This window comes from Mesobacterium hydrothermale, from assembly GCF_035818635.1.
GTDB classification, from domain to species: Bacteria; Pseudomonadota; Alphaproteobacteria; order Rhodobacterales; family Rhodobacteraceae; genus Mesobacterium_A; species Mesobacterium_A hydrothermale.
The window spans coordinates 24419-47835 of record NZ_JAYLLH010000015.1 but is presented as its reverse complement, the minus strand read 5'-3'; the positions used below and the strand labels follow the sequence as shown (position 1 = coordinate 47835).

Here is a 23417-nt window from a genome sequence, read left to right as displayed (position 1 = left end):
TTTCCGGATTCCCCGAAGCAATGAAGTTTGATGGTCATGTCAGAGGCCTCACGTTTCATTTGTGACGAGGGCGCACGGGGGGGGGGGGGGGGGTGGCCCCCCCCCCCCCCCACCGGTCGGACCGCGCAAGCGATCCGATACCGGGCCAAACGGAACAGAGTGTGAACAATTCTTTAACTCGGGTCCCAAACAGGCTAGTCTGACGCCATGAGCACCTTCGACGAAATGGACGCCTTCGAGTCCGCCTCCCTCTCCGCCCGCGCCATGGCCGCGCGGCCCGCCCCCTATCTGGACGAGCTGAACCCGGCGCAGCGACAGGCGGTCGAAACGCTCGACGGCCCGGTGCTGATGCTGGCGGGGGCGGGGACGGGCAAGACCAAGGCGCTGACCGCGCGGATCGTGCACCTGCTGAACACCGGCCGGGCGCGGCCCAACGAAATCCTGGCCGTGACCTTCACCAACAAGGCTGCACGCGAAATGAAGATGCGCGTCGGCCGGATGCTGGGCGAAACCGTCGAAGGCATGCCCTGGCTCGGCACCTTCCATTCGATCTGCGTGAAACTGCTGCGCCGCCATGCCGAACTGGTGGGGCTGAAATCGAATTTCACCATCCTCGACACCGATGACCAGCTGCGCCTGCTGAAACAACTGGTGCAGGCGGCGGGGATCGACGACAAGCGCTGGCCCGCGCGGCAACTGGCCAGCCTGATCGACGGCTGGAAGAACCGCGCTATCACGCCCGACCGCGTGCCCACCGCCGATGCCAGCGCCTATAACCACCAGGCGCCGAAGCTTTACGCCGAATACCAGCAGCGGCTGAAAGACCTGAATGCCGCTGATTTCGGCGACCTGCTGCTGCATGTGGTCACGATCTTCCAGACCCACCCGGACATCTTGCAGAATTACCAGCGCTGGTTCCGGTATATCCTGGTCGACGAATACCAGGACACCAACGTGGCGCAGTACCTGTGGCTGCGGCTGCTTGCGGGCGGGCACCGCAACATCTGTTGCGTCGGCGACGACGACCAGTCGATCTATGGCTGGCGCGGCGCCGAGGTCGGCAACATCCTGCGGTTCGAAAAGGATTTCGAAGGCGCCCATGTGGTGCGGCTGGAACAGAATTACCGCTCGACCCCGCATATCCTTGCGGCTGCGTCCGGCGTGATCGCGGGCAACAAGGGGCGCCTTGGCAAGACGCTCTGGACCGAGGCGGAAGAGGGCGAGAAGGTCCGCTTGATCGGCCATTGGGATGGCGAGGAAGAAGCGCGCTGGATCGGCGACGAGATCGAGGCGATGCAATCGGGCAGCCGCGGTCTGCGCCCGATGTCGCTGGATGACATGGCGATCCTTGTCCGTGCGTCACACCAGATGCGCGCCTTCGAAGACCGGTTCCTGACCATCGGCCTGCCTTACAAGGTGATCGGCGGTCCTCGGTTTTACGAGCGGATGGAGATCCGCGATGCCATGGCCTATTTCCGGCTGGTGGTGTCGCCGAGCGACGACCTGGCGTTCGAACGCATCGTCAATACCCCGAAACGCGGGCTGGGCGACAAGGCGCAGCAGACCATCCAGACCGTGGCCCGCGCCAATGGCGTCAGCCTTGTCGACGGGGCGGCGCTGGCTGTCGAACAGGGGCTGATCAAGGGCAAGGGGGCCAAGGAGCTGGGCAAGCTGATCGTCGATCTGGCCCGCTGGGGCCGGATGACCGGCGATGCCGGGACCAGCCACATGGACCTGGCCGAGATCGTCCTGGACGAATCCGGCTATACCGAGATGTGGCAGAACGACAAGACGCCCGAGGCACCGGGCCGGCTGGAAAACCTCAAGGAACTGGTCAAGGCGCTGGAGAATTTCGAGAACCTGCAAGGCTTCCTGGAACATGTCAGTCTGGTCATGGACAATGAAACCGACGACGGCGGCGCCAAGGTCAGCATCATGACCCTGCACGCGGCCAAGGGGCTGGAATTTCCCGCCGTCTTCCTGCCGGGTTGGGAGGACGGCCTGTTCCCGTCGCAGCGCAGCATGGATGAAAGCGGCGTCAAGGGGTTGGAGGAAGAGCGGCGGTTGGCCTATGTCGGTATCACGCGGGCCGAGGAGGTCTGCACGATTTCCTTCGCCGCCAACCGCCGGGTGTTCGGCCAGTGGCAATCGTCTTTGCCGTCACGGTTCATCGACGAACTGCCCGCCGAGCACGTCGAGGTGCTGACGCCCCCGGGGCTTTATGGCGGCGGCTATGGCGCGGCGGGCATGGGCGGTGGGGTGGCCAGCGGGATCGAGGCGCGGGTGGCCGAGGCCAATGTCTACAACTCGCCGGGCTGGAAACGGATGCAGGCGCGGGTCGCCGACCGCCCGGTCAGTCAGCCGCGCGAAAGCAAGGGGTCGGTGATCGACATCACCGCCGCCTCGGCCTTCGAGATGGGCGAGCGCGTGTTCCACCAGAAATTCGGCTATGGCGTCATCATCGGGATCGAGGGCGACAAGCTGGAAGTCGCATTCGAAAAGGCCGGCACCAAGAAGGTTGTCGCGCGGTTCCTTGTCGGGGCGGATGACGTGCCGTTCTGACAGCTGCGTGAGCCGCCTGCGGCGGCTGCGGGGGCGCTGCCCCCGGACCCCCGGAGTATTTCGGGAAAGATGAAAGGGTCAGAGGCGTTTGCCGTAACGGTCCGGTTTCGGGTCGTTGCGGCGATCTTTCATCACCGCGCGGCCGCGTTGAACGCCGGGGCGGGCAAAGACCTCTTCCAGCCAGCGGGCGAGGTGGGGCTTGTCGTCCAGGGTCTGGTTCTGCCCTTCCCAAAGCGAGGCCCAGGGCCAGGTCGCCATGTCAGCGATGGTGAAGGCGTCGCCGGCAATGAAGCGGCGGTCGGAGAGGCGGTTGTCGAGGACCCGGTAGAGCCGCGCGACTTCGTTGACGTAGCGCTGCCTGGCGTAGGGCAGGTCTTCGGGGGCGTATTTCAGGAAGTGGTGGGCTTGCCCCGCCATCGGGCCGACGCCGCCCATCTGCCACATCAGCCATTGGTCAATCTCGACCTGGTGGCGGGCATCGCTGGCACCGAATTGTCCGGTTTTGCGGGCAAGGTAGTTCAGGATGGCGCCGGATTCGAAGATCGAGATCGGCTGGCCGCCGGGGCCGTCGGGATCGATGATCGCGGGGATCTTGTTGTTCGGGGAAACCTTGAGGAAATCGGGTGCAAACTGTTCGTCCTTGCCGATGGCAACCGGATGCAGCGTGTAGGGCAGGCCCATTTCCTCGAGCGCGATGGAGATTTTCCAGCCGTTCGGCGTGGGCCAGTAATACAGATCGATGGGTTGGGTCATGGGCTGCGCCTTGCTGGACTTTTCGCCCATCATGTCGGTTTCGGACGAAACGGCAAGGCTGGCGGGGCGGGCAGGTGTGGCAACAGGCGTGACCAGCGCGGGTCGTGGCTGTCCGGCAGCGCCGCCCGCAGCAGCGCCGCCGGCAGGTCATCGTCCAGGAACGCGCGGTAGAGCGGGAAAACCCCGTCGCGCAGATAGGTCGACCAGTGGCAGATGCGTTTCGGTTCGGCCGGGATGGCAAAGCCCAGGCGCCTGAGGGCGTGGAGCGCGTCGCGATGGTCGAGTTGCAGGTCAATGACGTTTGGCGCTGCCAGACCCGCCCCGATGACCCGGTCGCCGCGCGCCGGCGCGGGCAACAGGCATTCGGTCAGAAAATCGAACAGGTCGTTTTCGCGGCTGGTGACGTTGAGAACCGTCGCGCTGCGTCCGGCCGGGCTTGTCAGCGCGGCGCGGGCGGTTTGGGTGAACTCTGCGCCGGTCAGCAGGACGATCCGGCCGACATCCTCGGGGCCGAGTGCCGGCAGCGCGGCCAGTGCAACGCGCGCGCCCATGGAATGGCCGATCAGCTGGATTTGCCGGTCCGGGGCCAACTGGCGGATCAGGCGCACCAGCCGTGCAAGATTGGCGCCCGCCTGGCCTGCCTGCACGAACGCCTGTGGCAGCGTCGACAGCCCGTTCCAGCCAAAGCCGATCCCGAGGCGATCAGGGGCATCGAGCCCGAGCTTGCGTGCCCAGCTTTGGCCGCGGACAGGCGCCAGCGTGCCTGTCGGGTCGAACAGGGCACGATGGGGACAATCCCCCCCCGCCCCGGGGCCGTAGCGGTAACCATGAATCATCACCGTGACCGGACCGCGTGTCGGTGCGAGCCCCCGTTGCAGCGTGTGCGAAAGGCGCTCTGACGTCGTGAACGGCATCGGGCCGTCCGGCCCGCTTGAGACCTGGATCACTGCCATTTTCGCCCCCGCTGGCCTGTGATTGGGGACTGCCTACACCGGCAATTCTGCGAACAGGTGACGCCAAGGTGACGCGACGATGACGGCTTGACCTGTTGCCTGCGACGGCTTATCGCAGGCGCACGTGGCGATTTGTTACCGGATTGCGGGCCACTCGGCAGGGGAACCTGTCGGAAAACATGCCGCTAAAGAGGTCAGACGAAAGCCCCTTTCGCTTGGCCGGACGGGGCTTTTTTGATGGGCCGAAAGGGGCGGCCCGGAGGGTACGACCATGACGAAACGCGGCAAGCGCACGAACCTTGTCCACGGCGGCACCAAGCGCAGCCAGTGGGGTGAACTGAGCGAAGCGATTTTCCTGACGCAGGGCTTTGCCTATGACAGCGCAGAGCAGGCCGAGGCGCGGTTCCTGAAATCGGGGCCGGATGAATACATCTATGCCCGCTACGGCAACCCGACCGTGGCGATGTTCGAACAACGTATCGCGCTTTACGAAGGGGCAGAGGATGCGTTTGCCACCGCGTCGGGCATGGCGGCGGTGAACGGGGCGCTGACTTCGGTGCTGCGCGCAGGCGATCATGTCGTCGCCGCACGGGCGCTGTTCGGGTCGTGTCTGTATATCCTGGAGGACATCCTGCCGCGGTTCGGGGTGCAGGTCGATTTCGTCGACGGCACCGATCTGGAGGCCTGGCGCGCGGCGGTCAAACCGGGAACCAAGGCGGTATTCTTCGAATCCATGGCCAACCCGACGCTGCAACTGGTGGATATCGCAGGTGTTGCCGAAATTGCGCACGCGGCGGGCGCGCTGGTGGTCGTCGATCATGCGTTTTCGACCCCGGTCTTTTCCGATGCCATCGCGCAGGGGGCCGATGTCGTGGTCTACTCTGCCACCAAGCATATCGACGGGCAGGGGCGCGCGCTGGGCGGTGTGATCCTTGGAACGCGCGATTTCATCCGCGGCACGGTCGAACCCTACATGAAACACACGGGCGGCTCGATGAGCCCGTTTACCGCCTGGATCATGCTGAAGGGGCTGGAAACCATGGACCTGCGGGTAAGGGCGCAGGCAGCCAGTGCCGGCGCGATTGCGACAGCGATCGAAGGCCATCCGCAGGTTGTGCGGGTCAGCTATCCGGGGCTGCCAAGCTTTGGGCAATATGACCTGGCGCGACGGCAACTTGGGGCGGGCGGCACCATGGTGGCCTTTGAACTGAAGGGCGGCAAGGACGCGGCCTTTGCCTTCTGCAACGCGCTGGAGATCATCCTGATTTCCAACAACCTGGGCGACGCAAAATCCATTGCGACCCATCCGGCCACCACCACGCACCAGCGCCTGACACCAGAGCAGCGGGCGGGGCTGGGGATTTCGGACGGGCTGATCCGCTTGTCGGTCGGGATTGAAGACACCGATGATCTGGTGGCAGACGTTGTGCAGGCGCTGGACCGACTCTGACAGGTCGTTTGGGAAAAAGTCATCCGACATGCCGTTCTTGGCGTACTACCTTACGAGAAATGGAAATTCCCCGCGGAGTTTCCTAAGTACGGTAGGACGAAGACGGCCAAGGGGGCCAATGACATGAACATGCACACGCCCGAGATCGACCGCAAACCCAGCCAGGAAGAGGCCGAGGCCGCGCTGGCGCTGCTGCGCCAGTGGGCCGGCAAGGCGCAGGATTCAGAGATTGCCGCGCTTGACCCGGCGGTGGCGCGGCTGTTGTCGGCGGACGGGTACCCGCTGCTGTCGCGCGACTATCCGCACGGGTTTTCCGTCGATGCGGCCTACAAGGCCGGTTTGCCGGATTTGCAGAACGGCCCGTCATCGCTGATCCGGGGGGAAAACCGCGCGATCCAGCACGTGGGCATTTCCAACTTCCGTCTGCCGGTGCGGTATCGCACCCGCGACAATGGCGATCTGACGCTGGAAACCAGCGTGACCGGTACCGTCAGCCTTGAGGCGGACAAGAAGGGCATCAACATGTCGCGCATCATGCGTAGCTTTTATGCCCATGCCGACAAGACCTTCAGCTTTGGCGTGATCGAGGCGGCGCTGGACGACTACAAGTCCGATCTTGGCAGTTTCGACGCGCGGATCGCGATGCGGTTTTCCTTCCCGGTCAAGGTGGACAGCCTGCGCTCTGGCTTGTCGGGGTATCAGTATTACGACATCGCGCTGGAACTGGTCGAAACCGACGGCGTACGCCGCAAGATCCTGCATCTCGATTTCGTCTACAGCTCGACCTGCCCCTGTTCGCTGGAACTGTCCGAACACGCGCGCCGCACCCGGGGGCAACTGGCCACGCCGCATTCGCAGCGGTCCGTCGCGCGCGTCTCGGTCGAGGTGAAGGACGGCGCCTGCCTGTGGTTCGAGGATGTGATCGACATGTGCCGCCGCGCGGTGCCGACCGAAACCCAGGTCATGGTCAAGCGCGAGGACGAACAGGCCTTTGCCGAACTGAACGCCGCCAACCCGATTTTTGTCGAGGACGCGGCCCGGCTGTTTGCCGAGCAACTGACCAATGATCCCCGCGTCGGCGACTTTCGCGTGCTGGCCAGCCACCAGGAAAGCCTGCACAGCCACGATGCGGTGTCGGTGCTGACCGAAGGCCCGACCTTCGCCAACGACAGCCTTGATCCACGGCTTTTCGCGTCGCTGTTCCACGTCGGATAAGGCTCGTCGCACCACGCAAAGCCCCCTGGCCGGGCACGGCGGGTCGCACCAATGGGCGGCCGGGCCGGGTTCGGTCAGGGGGCGCTTGACTTGCCTCGCGTGACGGGCCAACGCTGCGGCCATGTTCGATTTGCGACCCGTCATTTATGTGATCGGCCTTCTGGTCGCCGTGCTGGGCGCGACCATGCTGTTGCCGTTCCTTGTCGACCTGGCTGAGGGGCGTGGCGAATGGCACGTCTTCCTGCAAGCCTCGATCCTGACGATGTTCATCGGCGGGCTTGCCGCGCTGGCCGCCTCCAGCAGCCTGACAGATCGGCTATCGTTGCAGCAGACCTTTCTGCTGACCACAGGCGTCTGGGCGGCGCTGCCGGTGTTCGGCGCCATCCCCTTCATGCTGGGCGCGACCGAGGCGAGCTTTACCGACGCCTATTTCGAGGCGATGTCGGGCATGACCACCACAGGCTCCACCGTGTTTTCCGGACTCGACGACCTGCCCAAGGGCATTCTGCTGTGGCGCGGGTTGCTGCAATGGCTGGGCGGCATCGGGATCATCGTCGTCGCCATGGTGTTCCTGCCTGAACTGCGGGTCGGCGGGATGCAGATTTTCCGCTCGGAAGCCTTTGAAACCATGGGCAAGATCCTGCCCCGCGCAACGCAGATCGCCTCGTCGATCTCGACGATCTACGTCGCCATCACGCTGCTTTGCGTGCTGTCCTACGTGCTGTGCGGGATGAACCTGTTCGACGCGACGGTGCATGCGTTTACCACGGTGTCGACCGGCGGGTTCTCGAATTACGATGCCTCTTTCGGCACCTTCTCCGGTCCGGCGGAATATGTGGCCTCTGTTTTCATGCTGCTCGCCGCGATGCCGTTCGTGCGGTATGTTCAGATGCTGAACGGGCATCACACCGCGCTGTTCCAGGACGTGCAGGTGCGCGGGTTCCTGTGGACCATCGCGGTGCTGGTCGTGGGCACCACGGTCACGCTTTTGTGGATTTTCCCGCACCATCCCGAACAGGCGGTACGCGAGGCGCTGTTCAACATCACCTCGATCATCTCGGGCACCGGCTATGCCAGCGTCGACTACATGGAATGGGGCGCGTTCCTGATTTCGGTCTTTTTCTTCATCGGGCTGATTGGTGGCTGCGCCGGATCGACGGCCTGTTCGGTCAAGATCTTCCGCTACCAGCTGCTGTTCGCCTCGATCCGCACCCAGTTGAAACGTATCCGTTCCCCGCATGGCGTGTTCATTCCCCGCTACGACGGCCGCCCCATTGGCGACGATGTCATGTCGTCGGTGATCTCGTTCTTCGTCTTCTTCGTGGTGCTTCTGGGCCTGTTTTCCGTGGCGCTGGCGATGACCGGTCTCGATTTCATCACCTCCCTGTCCAGCGCCGCCACCGCGCTGGCCAACATCGGCCCGGGCCTGGGCGATCAGGTTGGCCCGTCGGGCAACTTTGCCGGGCTGAACGACACGGCCAAATGGCTGATGTCCTTTGCGATGCTGATGGGGCGGCTGGAATTGCTGGCGGTGCTGGCACTGTTCTCGATCCGATTCTGGAGGGCCTGAGATGACACAAAGACCGCTGGGCGCGCAAATCTCGCACATGCTGAAGGAGCGCGGGACCGAGGTCATCTTCGGCATTCCCGGCGTTCACAATGTCGAACTCTACCGTGGCATCGAAGAGGCCGGCATCACCCATGTCCTGGCCCGGCATGAACAGGGGGCGGGGTTCATGGCCGATGGCTATGCCCGCGCCTCGGGCAAGCCCGGCATCTGCTACCTGATCACCGGGCCGGGGGTGTGCAATGCGCTGACGGCATTGGGGCAGGCCTGGTCCGACAGCGTGCCGGTGCTGGCGCTGTCCTCCTGCCTTGATGAAACCGCCAGCCATCGCGGCCAGCTGCACCAGATGCGCGATCAGCGCGCCGCCGCCGGAACCGTCTGCGCCTGGTCGGAAGAGGCCCGCACCGCCAAAGCCGCCTACGCGCTGGTGGACCGCGCCCTGGGCGATTTCACCGCGCGCCGCGCGCGCCCCTGCCACATCCAGGTGCCGATCGCCCTGCTGGGCCAGCCTGCGGATCCCGCACCCGCGCCCCCCGTCCGGACCGGCGTGCCGCACCCCACCCACGACCAGATCACCGCTGCCGCAACCGCGATCCTGGCCGCCGAAAGGCCGCTCTTCCTGCTGGGGGGCGGTGCGAGGGGCGGGGCCGGGGCGCTGCCACGCCTGCTAGAACAGACCGGTGCGGCCACCTTCACCACTTACGCCGGCCGGGGCATCGTGCCCCCGGACCATCCGCAGAACTTTGGCGCCTATCTCGCGCGTCCCGACAGCGCGGCGGTTCTGGCCCAGGCCGACCTGGTTGTCGCGGTGGGAACCGAACTGTCCCAGGTCGATCTCTGGCGCAATGCGCCGGGCCATGACTGCCCGATGATCCGCGTCGATATCGACCCCGAAAACCTGGCCGCGCTGCGCGACGGGGACATGAGTATTCACGGTGACGCCGCGACCTTCCTGCACGCTCTGGCCATCGCCATCGCCGCCCGCACCGGCGATCGCCCGCCGTGCTGGCCGCCCGAGGGCATCGCCGCCACGCGCGCCCGCTGGCAGGCCGAAACCGATGCTGAACGTCCGGGCATCGTCCCCATCGCCAAGGCGCTGCAGGCCGCACTGCCCGAAGACACGATGATCTTCTCGGACATGACCCAGTTCGCCTATGCCGCGAAAGAGGTCTGGGACATGCCGCGCCCCGGCCACTGGCACCACCCCTACGGCTTCGGCACGCTGGGCTACGCGTTGCCCGCGGCCATCGGCGGCGCGGTGGCGCGCCCGGGAAAGCCGACGCTCGCCATCGCCGGCGACTACGGGTTTCAGTACACGGTCCAGGAACTGGGCACCGCGGTCGAACTTGGCCTGCCGCTGCCGATCCTGCTGTGGAACAACGAAAAACTGGGCGAAATCGAAGACAGCATGGTCGCCAGCCAGATCGCGCCCAACGCCGTGGTCGCCCGCAATCCCGACTTCCTTGCGCTGGCCCGCGCCTACGGCGCCCACGCGGCAGAACCGGCAACGCTCGACTCCCTGGTCAAGGCGATCACGACCGCCTTCACCTCCCCTGCGCCCACGGTCATCCGCGTCACCCCGGCGCTGATACGCCCCTGATCATCATCTTGCCGAAAATATCCCGGGGGTGAATTGCCCGGAACGGGCAAGAGGGGGCAGCGCCCCCTCTCTCCGCGGCTCTCGCTCAGCCCAGCTCCGCCAGGCGCGCCAGGGCTTCCTTCAGCTTGGCCTCTTCCTCTTCGCGGGCGGCCAGGTTGGCGCGGGTTTCCTCGACCACCTCTTCCGGCGCGCTTTCGGCGAACTTCGGGTTGCCCAGACGGCCGCGCAGCCCGCCGATTTCCTTGCCCAGTTTTTGCAGGGTCTTCTCCAGCCGGGTCTTTTCCTCGCCCACGTCGATGATGTCGGCCAGCGGCAGGCCAAAGGTCGCGCCGCCCACGGCGACGGTCACGCAACCCTTTGGAAAGGCGTCGACTTTCGTGACGCCTTCCAGCCGGGCAAGGCGCAGGATCATCGCTTCGTTATTGGCCCAGGCCGCGTCGGACGCGGCGTCCATTTCGGTCGCCAGCATCGGCAGGTAAAGCCCCGCCGGCACGTGCATCTGGGCACGGGCGGAACGGACGCCTTCGATCACCGAAATCACCCAGTTCATCTCGCGATCTGCATTTTCGTCAACGATATCAGTTGCTTGATAGGTGGGCCAGTCAGCGTGGATCAGCATCTTTTCGCGCGAGCCCAAGGTTTCCCACAGCTCTTCGGTGATGAACGGCATGATCGGGTGCAACAGGATCAGGCACTGGTCGATGACCCAGGCCATCGTGGCGCGGGTTTCCTGAACGATGTCAGCATCTTCCGAGTCAAACAGCGGCTTGGAGAATTCCAGGTACCAGTCGCAGACCTTGCCCCAGACAAAGGCGTAAAGCGCGCTGGCGGCGTCATTGAACCGGAACTCGGCAAGCGCCGCATCGACGGTTTCGCGCACCCGCGCGGTTTCGCCGAGGATCCATTTGTTCACGGTCTGTTTGGCAGGCACAACATATGCACAATCCATGCACATCGTATGCGCATCGAAGACATGGTTCATCTCGGCAAAGCGGGCGGCGTTCCACAGCTTGGTGCCAAAGTTGCGATAGCCCGCGATGCGGCTCATGTCGAGCTTGAGCGTGCCCCCCAGCGCCGCCATCGCGGCCGAGGAGAAGCGCAGCGCATCGGCGCCGTATTCGTCGATCACCTCGAGCGGGTCGACCACGTTGCCCAGCGACTTGGACATCTTCTTGCCCTTGGCGTCGCGGACAAGGCCGTGCAGGTAAACGGTGTCGAAGGGCACTTCCTTCACCACGGCCAGCTGCATCATCATCATCCGGGCGACCCAGAAGAACAGGATGTCGAACCCGGTCACCAGCACGCTGGTTGGGAAATATTTCGCAAGCTCCGGCGTCTGTTCCGGCCAGCCCAGCGTGCCGATCGGCCACAGGCCCGATGAGAACCAGGTGTCCAGAACGTCGGGGTCGCGCCAGACCGGGTAGACCAGCGTGGTCGGGTCTTGCGTGGATTCGTAGGTGGCCAGACTTTCGGCCAGTATCTGCACCGCGGTCTGGCGATCCGCGACCTCGACCACGCGGGCGTGGTTCAGGGGCGTCGGCAGGGTGGCCAGAACATCGTTGAACTGGGCGGTTACCGCGTCGAAATCGGCCGCAGAGTGGTGACGTTCGTCGCCCACCAGCAGGCGTTGCGCATCCAGCAGTCGGTTCATTTCGACCATGTCGAGCGCGCCGTCGCCTTCGTCATCGGTAAAGCCTTCGCCGGACAGGTCAAAGCCATACCAGACCGGGATCTGGTGGCCCCACCACAGTTGGCGGCTGATGCACCAGGGCTCGATGTTTTCCAGCCAGTGGTAATAGGTTTTCTCGCCCGACTCGGGCAGGATTTTCACCGTGCCGTCGCGCACCGCGTCCAGTGCCGGGCCGACGACCTTGGCGGCGTCGACGAACCACTGGTCGGTCAGCATCGGTTCGATGACGACCTTGGACCGGTCGCCGAAGGGCTGCATGATCGCCTTGGCCTCGACCAGCGGCACCGGGGCGGCTGGGTCGTCGTCCTCGCCCAGCTTGGTGCCCAGCCGCGGATCGTCGGCGCGGGTCATCACTGCCAGACCTTCGGCGGTGATTTCCGCGACAACCCTGGTGCGCGCTTCCATCCGGTCCAGCCCGCGCAGGTGGTCGGGGACCAGGTTGATCGCGTCAACCTCGGTTTCGGTCAGGGTCTGTTCCCCCTTGGCGACGGCCATGGCGATGGCGGCGGCGTCGGCATAGGGCGCGCCGTCGGCACGCATCTGCGCCTTGGTGTCCATCAGGCGATAGCAGGGGATGCCGCCGCGCTTGGCGACGCCATAGTCGTTGAAGTCATGCGCGCCGGTGATCTTGACCGCGCCCGAACCGAAGGTCGGATCGGGGTATTCGTCGGTGATGATCGGGATCAGGCGGCGGTGTTCCTTGGGCCCCACGGGGATTTCGCACAGCTGGCCGACGATGGGCGCATAGCGTTCGTCCGACGGGTGCACCGCGACCGCGCCGTCGCCCAGCATGGTTTCCGGCCGGGTCGTGGCGATCGAGATGTAGTCGCGCTCTTCCGACAGCACGACGTTCCCGTCTTCGTCCTTTTCGACATAGGTATAGGTCGCGCCGCCCGCCAGCGGGTACTTGAAATGCCACATGTGGCCGGCGACCTCGATGTTCTCGACCTCGAGATCGGAAATCGCGGTTTCGAAATGCGGGTCCCAGTTGACCAGCCGCTTGCCGCGATAGATCAGCCCCTTGTTGTACATGTCCACGAAGACCTTGATCACGGCGTCGTGGAAATTGGGCGCGCCGGTGCCGGCGTCCGGGTCGCCGTCGGCGCCGCCCATGGTGAACGCCTCGCGCGACCAGTCGCAGGAGGCACCGATGCGTTTCAGCTGGCCGATGATCGTGCCGCGCGACTTGACCTTTTGCTGCCAGACGCGGGTCAGGAATTTCTCGCGCCCCATTTCGCGGCGGCTGGGTTCGCCATTGGCGGCCATTTCGCGTTCGGTCACCATCTGCGTGGCGATGCCCGCGTGGTCGGTGCCGGGCTGCCACAGCACGTCAAAGCCCTGCATCCGTTTCCAGCGGATCAGGATGTCCTGCAACGTGTTGTTGAAGGCGTGGCCCATGTGCAGGCTGCCGGTCACGTTCGGCGGCGGGATCATGATGCAATAGCTGTCGGCGCCGGGCTTGGCATTGGCCCCGGCGGCGAAGGCCCCGCTGTTTTCCCATTTTTCATAGATCCGCGCCTCGGCGGATGTGGCGTCAAAGGTCTTGTCCATGGTCATCGGGGCTGTCTCGCACGCGGGATGGGTTCTGTCCGCATCGCTGTACCCAATGGGGGGCATGGGGAAAACCCCCTCTGCGCGGGTTTTCGGGGTCTTGGGGGGGCTGAAAACGAAAAAACGGCGGTGCCCGGGAGGAGGAGTGGGCACCGCCGTCTCAAGTCACGAACCATCCCAGGGAGGAGGAGAGGGAGGCCCGATCTGTGGTGGGGCAGATGCCCCGGAATTCGGGGCGGCGGTGCAGGGAGGAGGAGAGCACCGCCGCCATTTCATGCCGGACGCCATTGGGAGGAGGAGAGGCGCCTGGACATGTTGGGAACCGGAAGGTTCCGGAACTTGAGGCGGGGCGCAGGGAGGAGGAGAGCGCCGCCGCCTTATCCGGCTGACCCAAGGGAGGAGGAGAGGGTCAACCGAAACCGTAAATCTTACTTTCCGTAAGCTGCCTCGTATGCGAGCGAGGACAGCATGGAGCGACTGAGGCCAAGGTCGGCCAGATCGCGGGATGTCAGGCTGCGCAGTTCGCGCAGGGTGGTGCGATAGACCTTGCGGCGCGCGCTTTCGGCGCGCCAGCATGCGGTCAGCGCCGCGAAGCGGGCAACCAAACCGCTTTGGTAAATCGTGGTATGGGTGGCGTATGCCATGGTTATCGTCCTGTGTTCGAAGCCGCGTTGTGCTGTGTTGGGTTTAAGATGTATCAAATGCTGCGACTGTACAATGCCCGCGCTCGCAATTCTGCCATGCAGCAAGTGCATGGCAATGCTGCTTAATATTTAGACTTTTCGGTCAAAACTCTTTGCATTGTGCTACTGGGCTTGCGTTCCCCGTGCTTCGTGCCACCTATTGCAGCAGAAAATAAAAGGAGACCCGGCATGGCCGTTTCGCGCGATGACATCACCGCTGCCCTCAAACGCCTCGCTTTACCCGACGGAAGCGATTTGGTCGCCCGCGACATGATTCGAGCGCTCACAGTCGAAGGTGGCGCGGTGAAATTCGTGATCGAGGCACCGTCGCCCGATATCGCGCGCCAGATGGAACCGCTGCGCCAGGCGGCGGAAAAGATCGTGTCCGAGGTGCCGGGCGTTTCCAGCGTGTCGGCGGTGCTGACGGCGCATGGACCGGCAAAGCGACCGCAACAGCCGCCGTCGCTCAAGGTCGGGGGCCATCCCAAGCCGCAGGAAGGCGCGATGCGCCCGGCGGGGGTCAAGCACATCATCGCGGTCGGTTCCGGCAAGGGCGGGGTGGGCAAATCCACCGTGTCGTCGAACCTTGCCGTGGCGCTTGCGCGGGCGGGCCGCAAGGTGGGGCTGCTGGACGCAGATATATACGGCCCCAGCCAACCCCGCATGATGGGTCAGACCAAACGCCCCGCCAGCCCGGATGGCAAGACGATCATCCCGTTGACCGCGCATGGCGTGACGCTGATGTCGATCGGGCTGATGCTGCCCGAGGAAAAGGCGCTGATCTGGCGCGGCCCGATGCTGATGGGGGCGTTGCAGCAGATGCTGACTCAGGTGCAATGGGGCGAACTGGACGTGCTGATCGTCGATCTGCCGCCGGGCACCGGGGACGTGCAGCTGACACTGTGCCAGAAATCCGACATCAATGGCGCCATCGTCGTGTCGACGCCACAGGACGTGGCGCTGCTGGACGCGCGCAAGGCGATCGACATGTTCGGAACGCTGAAAACCCCGATCCTTGGCCTGATCGAGAACATGTCGAGCTTTACCTGCCCCAACTGCGGGCATGAATCGCACATCTTCGGCCATGGTGGCGTGGCCGCCGAGGCGCAGAAGATGGGCGTGCCGCTGCTGGCCAGCCTGCCGATCGACCTGGACACCCGGCTGGCCGGGGATGGCGGCACGCCGATTGCCGCGACCAACAGCCCGGTGGCGATGGCCTATGCCCAACTGGCCGACCGGATGATCAAGGACGGGCTGGCATAGCCACGCTCAGTCGTTCTGGTACACCGTGCAGACGCAGCCGGCGGCTTTCAGCCGGCTGCACAGGTTGCCTGCGGCCTTGCGATTGTCCCGCCCGATCCGTGCCATGTAGAACCCGGCGCGCCCCGACACGCGGTTCTGCACATGGATCAGGTCGGGCTTTTCCCCTTTCAGCAGCGCCTTGCAGCTTTGCGTCTTGCGGGCATAGGCGGCGCGCGCCTTGTCCTTGCTGGTGCCAAAGGCCAGCTGCACGCCCCAGGGCTTGACGCGGGGCTTGGGCGGTTTCGGCGTCGGGAAGGCGGTGATGCGGCGGTCGCGGGCCAGGTCGTAACAGGCCTGCCGAAACGGCTTGTCGGGTTGCAGGCGGAAATCGTGGGCTTCGGGCGGTGAATCGCGCCAGGTTTCGGCGCTGAGCCCGGTGATGATCTGGACATAGTTGACGGTTTCCCTGGCCAGCCCGCCGGTCTTGGCCACCAGCCCTTCGGCCCGGCGTTCGCCCCCGTTATAGGCCACCGCCGCCAACCCCATGTTCCCGAACCGCCGGGTCAGGTCCCCCAGGTATTCGGCGGAATGTTCCAGCGCCAGTGCCGGGTTCCACGGGTCCGTCAGCCCCCGCCGTGCGGCCGTCGAGGCGATGAACTGTGCGATCCCCATCGCGTCGGCGTGGCTGAGCGCGTTGCGGTCGAACCGGCTTTCCTGCCAGATCAGCCGGGCGAAAAACCCGGGGTCAAGCGCGTGGCGCGTGGCGAAGGTTTCCAGCGCCTGGCAGGTGTCAAAGACGAAATGATCGGCGCGGATGCACTGGACCTGGCCCCATTTGCCGCTGCTGCAGGCAGGGTCCGGTTCGGCCGTTGCGGCCATCGGCACAAGAAGCGGCCATAGGAACAGGAAAAGGGCCAGAACACGCATATCCCGGTGATACCGCGTGGCGGGCATGGGTCAACTCACTCTTTCATCTTCCTGGCTTGCGTATTAGGTGAACATGACAGCCATGAAAGAGCCTGCCCATGTCCTTCTTCGGCAAACTGAAGACCCGTTTGTTCAAATCCTCGTCCAAGCTGGAAGAGGGGCTGGAGGCCATCGTCGAAGAGGGCGGTGAGGAAACGGCGGCGGACCCGGAGGTCCTAGAGGCCGCGCCAGGGGGTGTGCCTGAGGCTGCGACTGTTGCGGAGCCCGCGCCGAAGGCGGCAGAGCCCGCGCCCGTGCCCAAGCCCGAAAGCGCCGCGACGCCCGTTCCTGAACCTGCGCCGGCAGCTTCCCCTGCGCAGCAAACCGCCAGGCCCGGCCTGCTTGGCCGTCTGCTGGGCCGGCGCGAAGACGGGCCGGTGCTGCGCCGCACGCTTGACGACGAGATGCTGGAAAGCCTCGAGGAATTGCTGATCGCGGCGGACATGGGCGTGGATACCGCGCTGCGGGTGACCGCCAACATGGCCGAGGGGCGGATGGGCCGGAAACTGTCGGCCCGCGAGATCAAGCAGTTGCTGGCCAGCGAAATCGCCCGGATCATGGAGCCGGTGGCGCGACCGCTGCCGCTGTATCCCAAGACGCCACAGGTGATCCTGGTGGTGGGTGTGAACGGGTCGGGCAAGACCACGACCATCGGCAAGCTGGCCAGCCAGTTCCGTGGCGCGGGCAAGAAGGTGGTGATCGCCGCGGGCGACACGTTCCGCGCCGCCGCCGTGCAACAGTTGCAGGTCTGGGGCGACCGCGCCGGGGTGCCGGTGCTGACCGCGCCGGAAGGATCGGACCCGGCGTCGCTGGCGTTTGTTGCCATGACCAAGGCGCAGGCCGACGGCGCGGACCTGCTGATGATCGACACCGCGGGCCGGTTGCAGAACCGTCAGGACCTTATGGAGGAACTGGCCAAGATCGTGCGCGTGATCCGCAAGAAAGACCCCGAAGCGCCGCACAACACCCTGCTGGTGCTGGACGCGACCACCGGGCAGAACGCGATCAACCAGGTCGAAACCTTCCGCAAGCTGGCGGACGTGTCGGGCCTTGTGATGACCAAGCTTGACGGCACCGCCAAGGGCGGGATCCTGGTGTCGCTGGCCGACCGTTTTGGCCTGCCGATCCATGCCATCGGCGTGGGCGAGCAGATCGACGATCTTGCCCCGTTCGACCCCGAGGAATTCGCCGCCGCCCTGACCGGGCTGGATCATGACGGCTGACCGGACGCCGCGCTTGCCATGACAGCGTGGCTGATCTCGCTCGAAGGGACCGAGGCGGGGCGCGAGGTGGCGCTTTGGCTGGCGCTGATGGCGGCCTTCCTGCACGCGGTGTTCGGCGCGTTGCAGAAAGGACGGCACGATCCCTGGCTCAGCCGGGGCGCGATCGACATCAGCTATGCGGTGATGGCCGCGCCTTTCGCGCTTTTCGTCGTGCCGTTCCCCGAGCCGCACATGTGGCCGATCTTCGGAGTCGTCTTCGTGATCCACATTGCCTACAAGCTGTTGCAGGCGCAGGCCTATTCCAAGGGGGCCTATACCGTCGTCTATCCGGTGGTGCGCGGCACCGGGCCGCTGTTCACCGTGATCGGGTCCTATTTCCTGTTCGGAGAGGTCTTTGCCCCGCTGCAATGGGTCGGGGTCGGTGTGCTGCTGGCGGGGATTTTCGGGCTTGCGGTCTATAACATGGTGTTCCTTGAAGCCGCGCGGGACACGCTGGGCATCGCGCTGGCGCTGGCGGTGGCGACGGGGCTGTTCGTGGCGCTTTACACCACGATCGACGCCTACGGCATCCGCGCCACCGCCGATCCGTTCACCTTTCTTGCCTGGTTTTTCATGCTCGACGGCCTGGTGATGCCGGTGATCGCAGCGCTGCGCTGGCGCAACATGGCGGTGCGCCCGGCGCCGGGGCCGTTGATGCTGCGCGGGGTGATCGGCGGGCTGGTGGCGTTTTCCAGCTTTGGCGCGGTGATGCTGGCGACGCGGCTGGACAAGGTCGGCGAAGCGGCGGTGCTGCGCGAAACCTCGACCGTTTTTGCCGCGCTGATCGGCTGGCTGGTGCTGAAGGAAACCGTGGGGCCGCGACGGATTGCCCTGATGGCGTTGATCGCGGCAGGCGCGGTCATCGTTGAGCTTGGCGGGCGATAGGGCCATATAGGCGCAAACGGAGGACGACATGGCAGGCAAACCGATCAACCCGCTTGTGAAGACCGCGCTGGAGATGGGTCCGGTGGTGGGCTTCCTGGTGGCCTATATCTGGCTCAAGGAGCGGGTCTTTACCATCGGCGGAACCGACTACGAAGGGTTCATCGTCGTCACCGCCGGGTTCATCCCGGTGATGCTGATCGCGACGGGGATCCTGTGGAAGCTGACCGGCCACCTGAACCGGATGCAGGTGGTGACGGTGGTGCTGGTCGTGATTTTCGGCGGGCTGTCGGTCTGGCTGAACGACGACCGGTTCTTCAAGATGAAGCCGACGATGATCTATCTGCTGTTCGGGGCGACGCTGGGCTGGGGGCTTTTGCGCGGGCAAAGCTATCTGGCCTATGTCATGGAAGGGCTGATGCCGCTGAAGCAGGAAGGCTGGATGATCCTGACCCGCCGGCTGACGGGCTTCTTTTTCCTGCTGGCGGTGCTGAACGAGGCGATCTGGCGTACGATGAGCACCGAGACCTGGGTCTATTTCAAGACCTTCGGGCTGACCGCGGCAATCTTCGCGTTCTTCCTGACGCAGGCGCGGTTGTTTCGAGATTACGGGATCGACGATCCCGCGGACTGAGCGCCGCGCCTTGTGTCCTGGGCGGGAAGCGAGGGGGCTGTCTGCCCCCTCGCGCTCCCCCGAGGATATTTGGAGCAAGATGATGGGGCAGGGGGGGCTTCGGGACCGGCCTGCGGAAGAATGGGGGCTGTGATGACCGAGATGCCGGAGGTGCGCGGGGTACTGACGCCGGACCGGGAGCTTGCCGGGCTGACCTGGCTGCGCGTGGGCGGGCCGGCGGACTGGCTGTTCCAGCCGGCGGACGTGGCGGATTTGCAGGGCTTCCTGGCCTGGCTTGAGCCGTCGGTGCCGGTGTTCCCGATGGGGGTCGGGTCGAACCTGATCGTGCGCGATGGCGGCATTCGCGGTGTGGTGATCCGCATGGGGCGCGGGTTCAACGGGATCTCTGTCGAGGGGGGGCGGGTGCGCGCGGGCGTGGCGGCGCTGGATGCGCATGTGGCGCGCAAGGCGGCGGATGCGGGGCTGGACCTGACCTTCCTGCGCACGATCCCCGGGGCCATCGGCGGCGCGGTGCGGATGAATGCGGGCTGTTACGGATCGTATGTCGCCGATGTGCTGGTCGAGGTCACGGCGGTGACGCGGACAGGCGATCTGGTGACGTTGCCCGCGGCGGATCTGGCCCTGGCCTATCGCCAGAGCGCATTGCCCGAGGGTTGGGTGCTCGTCGAGGCGGTGTTCGAGGCGCCCGGGGGCGTGCCGGACGCGTTGCATGCGCGGATGGAGGACCAGTTGCGCAAGCGCGACGAAACCCAGCCGACCAGGGAGCGCACCGCGGGCAGCACGTTCCGCAACCCGGCGGGGTTTTCGTCGACCGGCCAGGCCGGCGACACTCACGAGCTGAAGGCCTGGAAGGTGATCGACGAGGCCGGGATGCGGGGGGCCGTACGGGGCGGGGCACAGATGAGCCCGAAGCATTCCAATTTCCTGGTCAACACCGGGGGGGCCACGGCGGCCGACCTCGAGGGGCTGGGCGAAGAGGTGCGAAAAAAGGTTTTCCAACACAGCGGAATAGAGTTACAGTGGGAAGTGATCCGCGTCGGTGAGCCGGCGCCGTGACAAGGGCGGCAAACGCCCGGCAACCACAGGCAGGTTGCAATCAATAACAATAAGGGCCGATGGCCCGGGAATTTGAGGCAGTTTTGGGATGTCGAGCAGGACACTCCCGAAAGTGGCGGTACTGATGGGCGGACCCTCGGCCGAGCGCGAGGTGTCGCTGGTATCCGGTCGTGAATGCGCCGCCGCTTTGAGGGCAGAAGGATTCGAGGTTGTCGAAATCGACGCGGACCGCGACCTTGCGGCGCGTCTTGGCGCCGTTTGCCCCGATGTCGTGTTCAATGCCCTGCATGGCCGCTGGGGCGAAGATGGCTGCGTGCAGGGCCTGCTGGAATGGTTGGGTGTGCCCTATACCCATTCCGGGGTGCTGGCCTCTGCCCTGGCGATGGACAAGGAGCGCAGCAAGAACGTCTATCGCGCCGCCGGGCTGCCGGTGGTGGACAGCGTTCTGGCGTGCAAGGCAGAGGTGGCGGCGCGCCACCTGATGGCCCCGCCCTATGTCGTGAAACCCTATAACGAAGGTTCGTCGGTCGGTGTGTACCTGGTGCACGACGTGGCCAACGGTCCGCCGCAGCTGGACGACCAGATGCCCGAAGTGGTGATGGTCGAAGCCTTCGTGCCGGGGCGCGAACTGACCGCAACCGTGATGGGCGATCGGGCGCTGGGCGTGACCGATATCCTGACCGATGGCTGGTATGACTACGATGCCAAGTACAAGGCGGGCGGCTCGCGTCACGTCTGCCCGGCGGACCTGCCGGAGGAGATCACCGCCGCCTGCCTTGACTATGCGCTGAGGGCGCATCAGGCGCTGGGCTGCCGCGGTGTCAGCCGCACCGATTTTCGCTGGGACGAGGCAAAGGGGCTGGACGGGCTGATCCTGCTGGAAACCAACACCCAGCCGGGGATGACGCCCACATCGCTGTCGCCGGAACAGGCGGCAATGATCGGCATGAGCTTCGGCCAGTTCTGCGCCTGGATGGTGGAGGACGCATCGTGCAACAGATGACCCGCCACGATCCCGCGCCGTCGCGGATGGCGTACAGGATGCAGCGGCTGCTGCTGACGCCGCTGTTTCGGCTGGTGCTGCGGGTGGGCGTGCCGTTTGCGCTGGCCTTTGGTGGCGGCACGCTGTGGTTTTCCAACCAGAGCCATCGCGACGAGCTGAACATGATGGTCAGCGACCTGCGCGCCAAGATCGAACAGCGCCCGGAATTCATGGTCAAGCTGATGGCGATTGACGGCGCGTCGGATGGGGTGGCGGAAGATATCCGCGAAATCCTGCCGCTGTATTTTCCGGTGAGTTCTTTCGATCTGAACCTGGATAAAATGCGCGATACGATCACCGAACTGGATGCGGTCAAGTCTGCCTCTGTGCGGATCAAGTCCGGCGGGGTGCTTCAGGTCGACGTGGAAGAACGGATTCCGGTGATCATCTGGCGTGGCCGCGAGGGGCTGGAACTGATTGACATCGACGGCGTTCTGGTCGGGCCGACCAACAACCGTACCGATTGGCCGAACCTGCCGGTGATGGCCGGCGAGGTGATCGGCGAGGCCGCGGCCGAGGCGCTTCAGATGTTGCGCGCCGCCGAGGCCGAGGGCGAGCAGGCGCGCGCCGAACTTCAGGAGACCTCGCCCGAGGTGGTCAGCCGCGCGCTGGCGGCGCAGGCCACGGTGGCCGCTGCGGTGCCCGAGGCGCTGGCGCTGATCGAGGCGGCGCATCCGCTGCGCGACCGGCTGCGCGGGCTGGTGCGGGTCGGTGCAAGGCGCTGGGATGTGGTGCTGGACCGCGATCAGCGCATCCTTCTACCAGACGAAAATCCGGTTCAGGCATTGGAGCGTGTCATCGCGCTGGATCAGGCGCTGGACATGCTGTCCCGCGATCTGGTGGCCGTGGATCTGCGGCTGCCGCACCGCCCGACGCTGCGTATGACGGACTTTGCGCAACAGGAAATGTGGCGGATCAAGGCGATTGAGGTTGGAGAGAAGCAGCGATGATCGAGCTTTACGAGTCCCAGCGTGCAATGCGCAACATGCGGAAGGCGGCGATGCAGCGCGGTGTCATTGCCATTCTGGATGTGGGCAGTTCGAAAATCGCTTGCCTTGTGCTGCGTTTCGACGGCACCGACCAGCGCGAAGACGATGGCGTCGGTTCGCTGGCGGGGCAGTCCGGGTTCCGGGTGATCGGCGCGGCAACGACGCGGTCGCGCGGCGTGCGCTTCGGCGAGATCTCGACGATGGCGGAAACCGAACGGGCGATCCGCACCGCGGTGCAGGCCGCGCAGAAAATGGCGCAGATCCGGGTGGATCATGTGATTGCCTGTTTCGCGGGCGCGGCGCCGCGCAGCTATGGTCTGGCCGGGCAGGTGGACATCTCGTCGCCGGCGGTCACGGAACAGGACGTGGCGCGGGTGCTTTCGGCCTGCGATGTGCCGGATTTCGGCCCAAGCCGCGAAGTGCTGCACGCACAGCCGGTGAACTTCGCGCTGGACCACCGCAGCGGCCTGTCCGATCCGCGCGGGCAGGTGGGGCAGGTGCTGGCGACCGACATGCATATGGTCACCGTCGACGCACAGGCGATCCAGAATCTGGCCTATTGCGTCAAGCGTTGTGATCTTGAACTGGCTGGGATTGCCAGCTCTGCCTATGCGTCGGGGATTTCGGCGCTGGTCGAGGACGAGCAGGAACTGGGCGCGGCCTGTATCGACATGGGCGGCGGGGCCACCAGCGTATCGGTCTTCTTGCGCAAGCACATGATCTATACCGACTCTGTCCGCATGGGGGGCGATCACGTCACCGGCGATATTTCGATGGGGCTGCAAGTGCCCGCGGCAACGGCAGAGCGGATCAAGACGTTCTATGGCGGGCTGGTCGCCACCGGCCGCGACGACAGCGAGATGATCAAGATCGGTGGCGAGACCGGCGATTGGGAACACGACCGTCGCACCGTCAGCCGGGCGGAACTGATCGGCATCATGCGCCCCCGGGTCGAGGAAATCCTCGAAGAGGTGCGTGCGCGTCTGGATGCGGCCGGGTTCGATCACCTGCCAAGCCAGCAGATCGTTCTGACCGGCGGCGCAAGCCAGATCCCCGGGCTGGACGGGTTGGCCAGCAAGGTGCTGGGCCAGCAGGTGCGGCTGGGCCGCCCGATGCGTGTCCATGGGCTGCCGCAGGCCGCCACCGGCCCCGGTTTTGCCAGCGCCGTAGGCCTGTGCCTGTTTGCGGCACACCCGCAAGATGAATGGTGGGATTTTGAAATCCCGCACGACAAGTATCCGGTCCGCTCGCTCAAGCGGGCGTTTCGTTGGTTCAAGGATAACTGGTAACCGCTACATATCGAAAGATTCGCCAAATAAC

18 protein-coding genes are annotated in these 23417 nt (G+C 65.1%); 13 read left to right on the top strand and 5 right to left on the bottom strand.

Translation table 11 applies throughout. The annotated features are described in order from the left end of the window. Window positions 1–207: 207 nt before the first annotated feature. Window positions 208–2562 (top strand): ATP-dependent helicase, encoded by a 2355-nt coding sequence (locus tag VK792_RS11805; RefSeq protein ID WP_326297700.1) that lies wholly within the window; start codon window positions 208–210, stop codon window positions 2560–2562. A gap of 78 nt (window positions 2563–2640) precedes the next feature. On the opposite strand, the gene VK792_RS11800 is transcribed toward VK792_RS11805, so the two are convergent. Both VK792_RS11800 and VK792_RS11795 read right to left on the bottom strand, forming a co-directional pair. Further along, on the bottom strand, window positions 2641–3315 hold the full coding sequence (locus VK792_RS11800; RefSeq protein ID WP_326297699.1) for a glutathione S-transferase N-terminal domain-containing protein: 675 nt from the start codon (window positions 3313–3315) through the stop codon (window positions 2641–2643). Between the two features lie 29 nt (window positions 3316–3344). Next, on the bottom strand, window positions 3345–4268 hold the full coding sequence (locus VK792_RS11795; RefSeq protein WP_326297698.1) for an alpha/beta fold hydrolase: 924 nt from the start codon (window positions 4266–4268) through the stop codon (window positions 3345–3347). A 271-nt stretch (window positions 4269–4539) separates the two neighbouring features. Here VK792_RS11795 and metZ point away from each other — a divergent pair, with 271 nt between their 5' ends. The 4 genes from metZ to VK792_RS11775 all read left to right on the top strand — a co-directional run bounded on the left by metZ (window position 4540) and on the right by VK792_RS11775 (window position 10100). Next, entirely contained in the window at window positions 4540–5718 is a 1179-nt protein-coding gene (metZ, locus tag VK792_RS11790; protein WP_326297697.1) for an O-succinylhomoserine sulfhydrylase, read from the top strand. 123 nt (window positions 5719–5841) lie between these two features. Then, window positions 5842–6933 carry a GTP cyclohydrolase FolE2 gene (folE2, locus tag VK792_RS11785; protein WP_326297695.1) on the top strand — a complete coding sequence of 364 codons (1092 nt, stop codon included), beginning with the start codon at window positions 5842–5844 and terminating at the stop codon, window positions 6931–6933. Between the two features lie 121 nt (window positions 6934–7054). Beyond that, entirely contained in the window at window positions 7055–8503 is a 1449-nt protein-coding gene (locus VK792_RS11780) for a TrkH family potassium uptake protein (RefSeq protein WP_326297693.1), read from the top strand. 1 nt (window position 8504) lies between these two features. Next, on the top strand, window positions 8505–10100 hold the full coding sequence (locus VK792_RS11775; RefSeq protein ID WP_326297692.1) for a 5-guanidino-2-oxopentanoate decarboxylase: 1596 nt from the start codon (window positions 8505–8507) through the stop codon (window positions 10098–10100). An 85-nt stretch (window positions 10101–10185) separates the two neighbouring features. On the opposite strand, the gene VK792_RS11770 is transcribed toward VK792_RS11775, so the two are convergent. Together VK792_RS11770 and VK792_RS11765 are read right to left on the bottom strand one after the other, a co-directional pair. After that, on the bottom strand, window positions 10186–13347 hold the full coding sequence (locus VK792_RS11770; RefSeq protein ID WP_326297691.1) for a valine--tRNA ligase: 3162 nt from the start codon (window positions 13345–13347) through the stop codon (window positions 10186–10188). Between the two features lie 422 nt (window positions 13348–13769). Continuing rightward, window positions 13770–13985, bottom strand: coding sequence for a DUF1127 domain-containing protein (locus tag VK792_RS11765; protein WP_326297690.1), 216 nt, complete (start codon window positions 13983–13985; stop codon window positions 13770–13772). Between the two features lie 228 nt (window positions 13986–14213). Here VK792_RS11765 and VK792_RS11760 point away from each other — a divergent pair, with 228 nt between their 5' ends. Further along, the gene (locus tag VK792_RS11760; RefSeq protein WP_326297689.1) at window positions 14214–15287 is read left to right on the top strand and encodes an Mrp/NBP35 family ATP-binding protein; all 1074 of its coding nucleotides are present in this window, start codon (window positions 14214–14216) and stop codon (window positions 15285–15287) included. A 6-nt stretch (window positions 15288–15293) separates the two neighbouring features. On the opposite strand, the gene VK792_RS11755 is transcribed toward VK792_RS11760, so the two are convergent. Then, complete coding sequence (locus VK792_RS11755) at window positions 15294–16193, bottom strand: lytic transglycosylase domain-containing protein (protein WP_326297688.1); 900 nt, start codon at window positions 16191–16193, stop codon at window positions 15294–15296. Window positions 16194–16291: 98 nt separating this feature from the next. Between VK792_RS11755 and ftsY the strand changes: the two genes are divergently transcribed. The 7 genes from ftsY (at window position 16292) to ftsA (ending at window position 23386) form a co-directional block, all read left to right on the top strand. Further along, a complete protein-coding gene (gene ftsY, locus VK792_RS11750) occupies window positions 16292–17455 on the top strand; it encodes a signal recognition particle-docking protein FtsY (protein WP_326297686.1) in 1164 nt (387 codons plus the stop codon). Between the two features lie 18 nt (window positions 17456–17473). Next, complete coding sequence (locus VK792_RS11745) at window positions 17474–18379, top strand: EamA family transporter (RefSeq protein WP_326297685.1); 906 nt, start codon at window positions 17474–17476, stop codon at window positions 18377–18379. Between the two features lie 28 nt (window positions 18380–18407). Further along, window positions 18408–19010, top strand: coding sequence for an inner membrane-spanning protein YciB (locus tag VK792_RS11740; protein WP_326297684.1), 603 nt, complete (start codon window positions 18408–18410; stop codon window positions 19008–19010). A gap of 132 nt (window positions 19011–19142) precedes the next feature. After that, window positions 19143–20066: a UDP-N-acetylmuramate dehydrogenase gene (gene murB / locus VK792_RS11735; RefSeq protein WP_326297683.1), complete on the top strand. Its 924-nt coding sequence runs from the start codon at window positions 19143–19145 to the stop codon at window positions 20064–20066. A 124-nt stretch (window positions 20067–20190) separates the two neighbouring features. After that, window positions 20191–21069: a D-alanine--D-alanine ligase gene (locus VK792_RS11730; protein ID WP_435404845.1), complete on the top strand. Its 879-nt coding sequence runs from the start codon at window positions 20191–20193 to the stop codon at window positions 21067–21069. Beyond that, window positions 21066–22058 (top strand): cell division protein FtsQ/DivIB, encoded by a 993-nt coding sequence (locus VK792_RS11725; RefSeq protein ID WP_326297702.1) that lies wholly within the window; start codon window positions 21066–21068, stop codon window positions 22056–22058. Before VK792_RS11730 ends, VK792_RS11725 begins: the two co-directional genes overlap by 4 nt. Beyond that, the gene (gene ftsA / locus VK792_RS11720; RefSeq protein ID WP_326297681.1) at window positions 22055–23386 is read left to right on the top strand and encodes a cell division protein FtsA; all 1332 of its coding nucleotides are present in this window, start codon (window positions 22055–22057) and stop codon (window positions 23384–23386) included. Before VK792_RS11725 ends, ftsA begins: the two co-directional genes overlap by 4 nt. Window positions 23387–23417 lie beyond the last annotated feature (31 nt).

Excerpts from the sequence above, each read along its gene's own strand:
- VK792_RS11745 (WP_326297685.1), top strand. The coding sequence starts at position 17,474 with ATGACAGCGTGGCTGATCTCGCTCGAAGGGACCGAGGCGGGGCGCGAG.
- metZ (WP_326297697.1), top strand. The coding sequence starts at position 4,540 with ATGACGAAACGCGGCAAGCGCACGAACCTTGTCCACGGCGGCACCAAG.
- VK792_RS11780 (WP_326297693.1), top strand. The coding sequence starts at position 7,055 with ATGTTCGATTTGCGACCCGTCATTTATGTGATCGGCCTTCTGGTCGCC.
- VK792_RS11725 (WP_326297702.1), top strand. The coding sequence starts at position 21,066 with ATGACCCGCCACGATCCCGCGCCGTCGCGGATGGCGTACAGGATGCAG.
- VK792_RS11805 (WP_326297700.1), top strand. The coding sequence starts at position 208 with ATGAGCACCTTCGACGAAATGGACGCCTTCGAGTCCGCCTCCCTCTCC.
- VK792_RS11740 (WP_326297684.1), top strand. The coding sequence starts at position 18,408 with ATGGCAGGCAAACCGATCAACCCGCTTGTGAAGACCGCGCTGGAGATG.
- ftsY (WP_326297686.1), top strand. The coding sequence starts at position 16,292 with ATGTCCTTCTTCGGCAAACTGAAGACCCGTTTGTTCAAATCCTCGTCC.
- VK792_RS11730 (WP_435404845.1), top strand. The coding sequence starts at position 20,191 with ATGGGCGGACCCTCGGCCGAGCGCGAGGTGTCGCTGGTATCCGGTCGT.
- VK792_RS11795 (WP_326297698.1), bottom strand. The coding sequence starts at position 4,268 with ATGGCAGTGATCCAGGTCTCAAGCGGGCCGGACGGCCCGATGCCGTTC.
- folE2 (WP_326297695.1), top strand. The coding sequence starts at position 5,842 with ATGAACATGCACACGCCCGAGATCGACCGCAAACCCAGCCAGGAAGAG.
- VK792_RS11770 (WP_326297691.1), bottom strand. The coding sequence starts at position 13,347 with ATGACCATGGACAAGACCTTTGACGCCACATCCGCCGAGGCGCGGATC.
- VK792_RS11765 (WP_326297690.1), bottom strand. The coding sequence starts at position 13,985 with ATGGCATACGCCACCCATACCACGATTTACCAAAGCGGTTTGGTTGCC.
- VK792_RS11775 (WP_326297692.1), top strand. The coding sequence starts at position 8,505 with ATGACACAAAGACCGCTGGGCGCGCAAATCTCGCACATGCTGAAGGAG.
- murB (WP_326297683.1), top strand. The coding sequence starts at position 19,143 with ATGACCGAGATGCCGGAGGTGCGCGGGGTACTGACGCCGGACCGGGAG.
- VK792_RS11800 (WP_326297699.1), bottom strand. The coding sequence starts at position 3,315 with ATGACCCAACCCATCGATCTGTATTACTGGCCCACGCCGAACGGCTGG.
- ftsA (WP_326297681.1), top strand. The coding sequence starts at position 22,055 with ATGATCGAGCTTTACGAGTCCCAGCGTGCAATGCGCAACATGCGGAAG.
- VK792_RS11755 (WP_326297688.1), bottom strand. The coding sequence starts at position 16,193 with ATGCGTGTTCTGGCCCTTTTCCTGTTCCTATGGCCGCTTCTTGTGCCG.
- VK792_RS11760 (WP_326297689.1), top strand. The coding sequence starts at position 14,214 with ATGGCCGTTTCGCGCGATGACATCACCGCTGCCCTCAAACGCCTCGCT.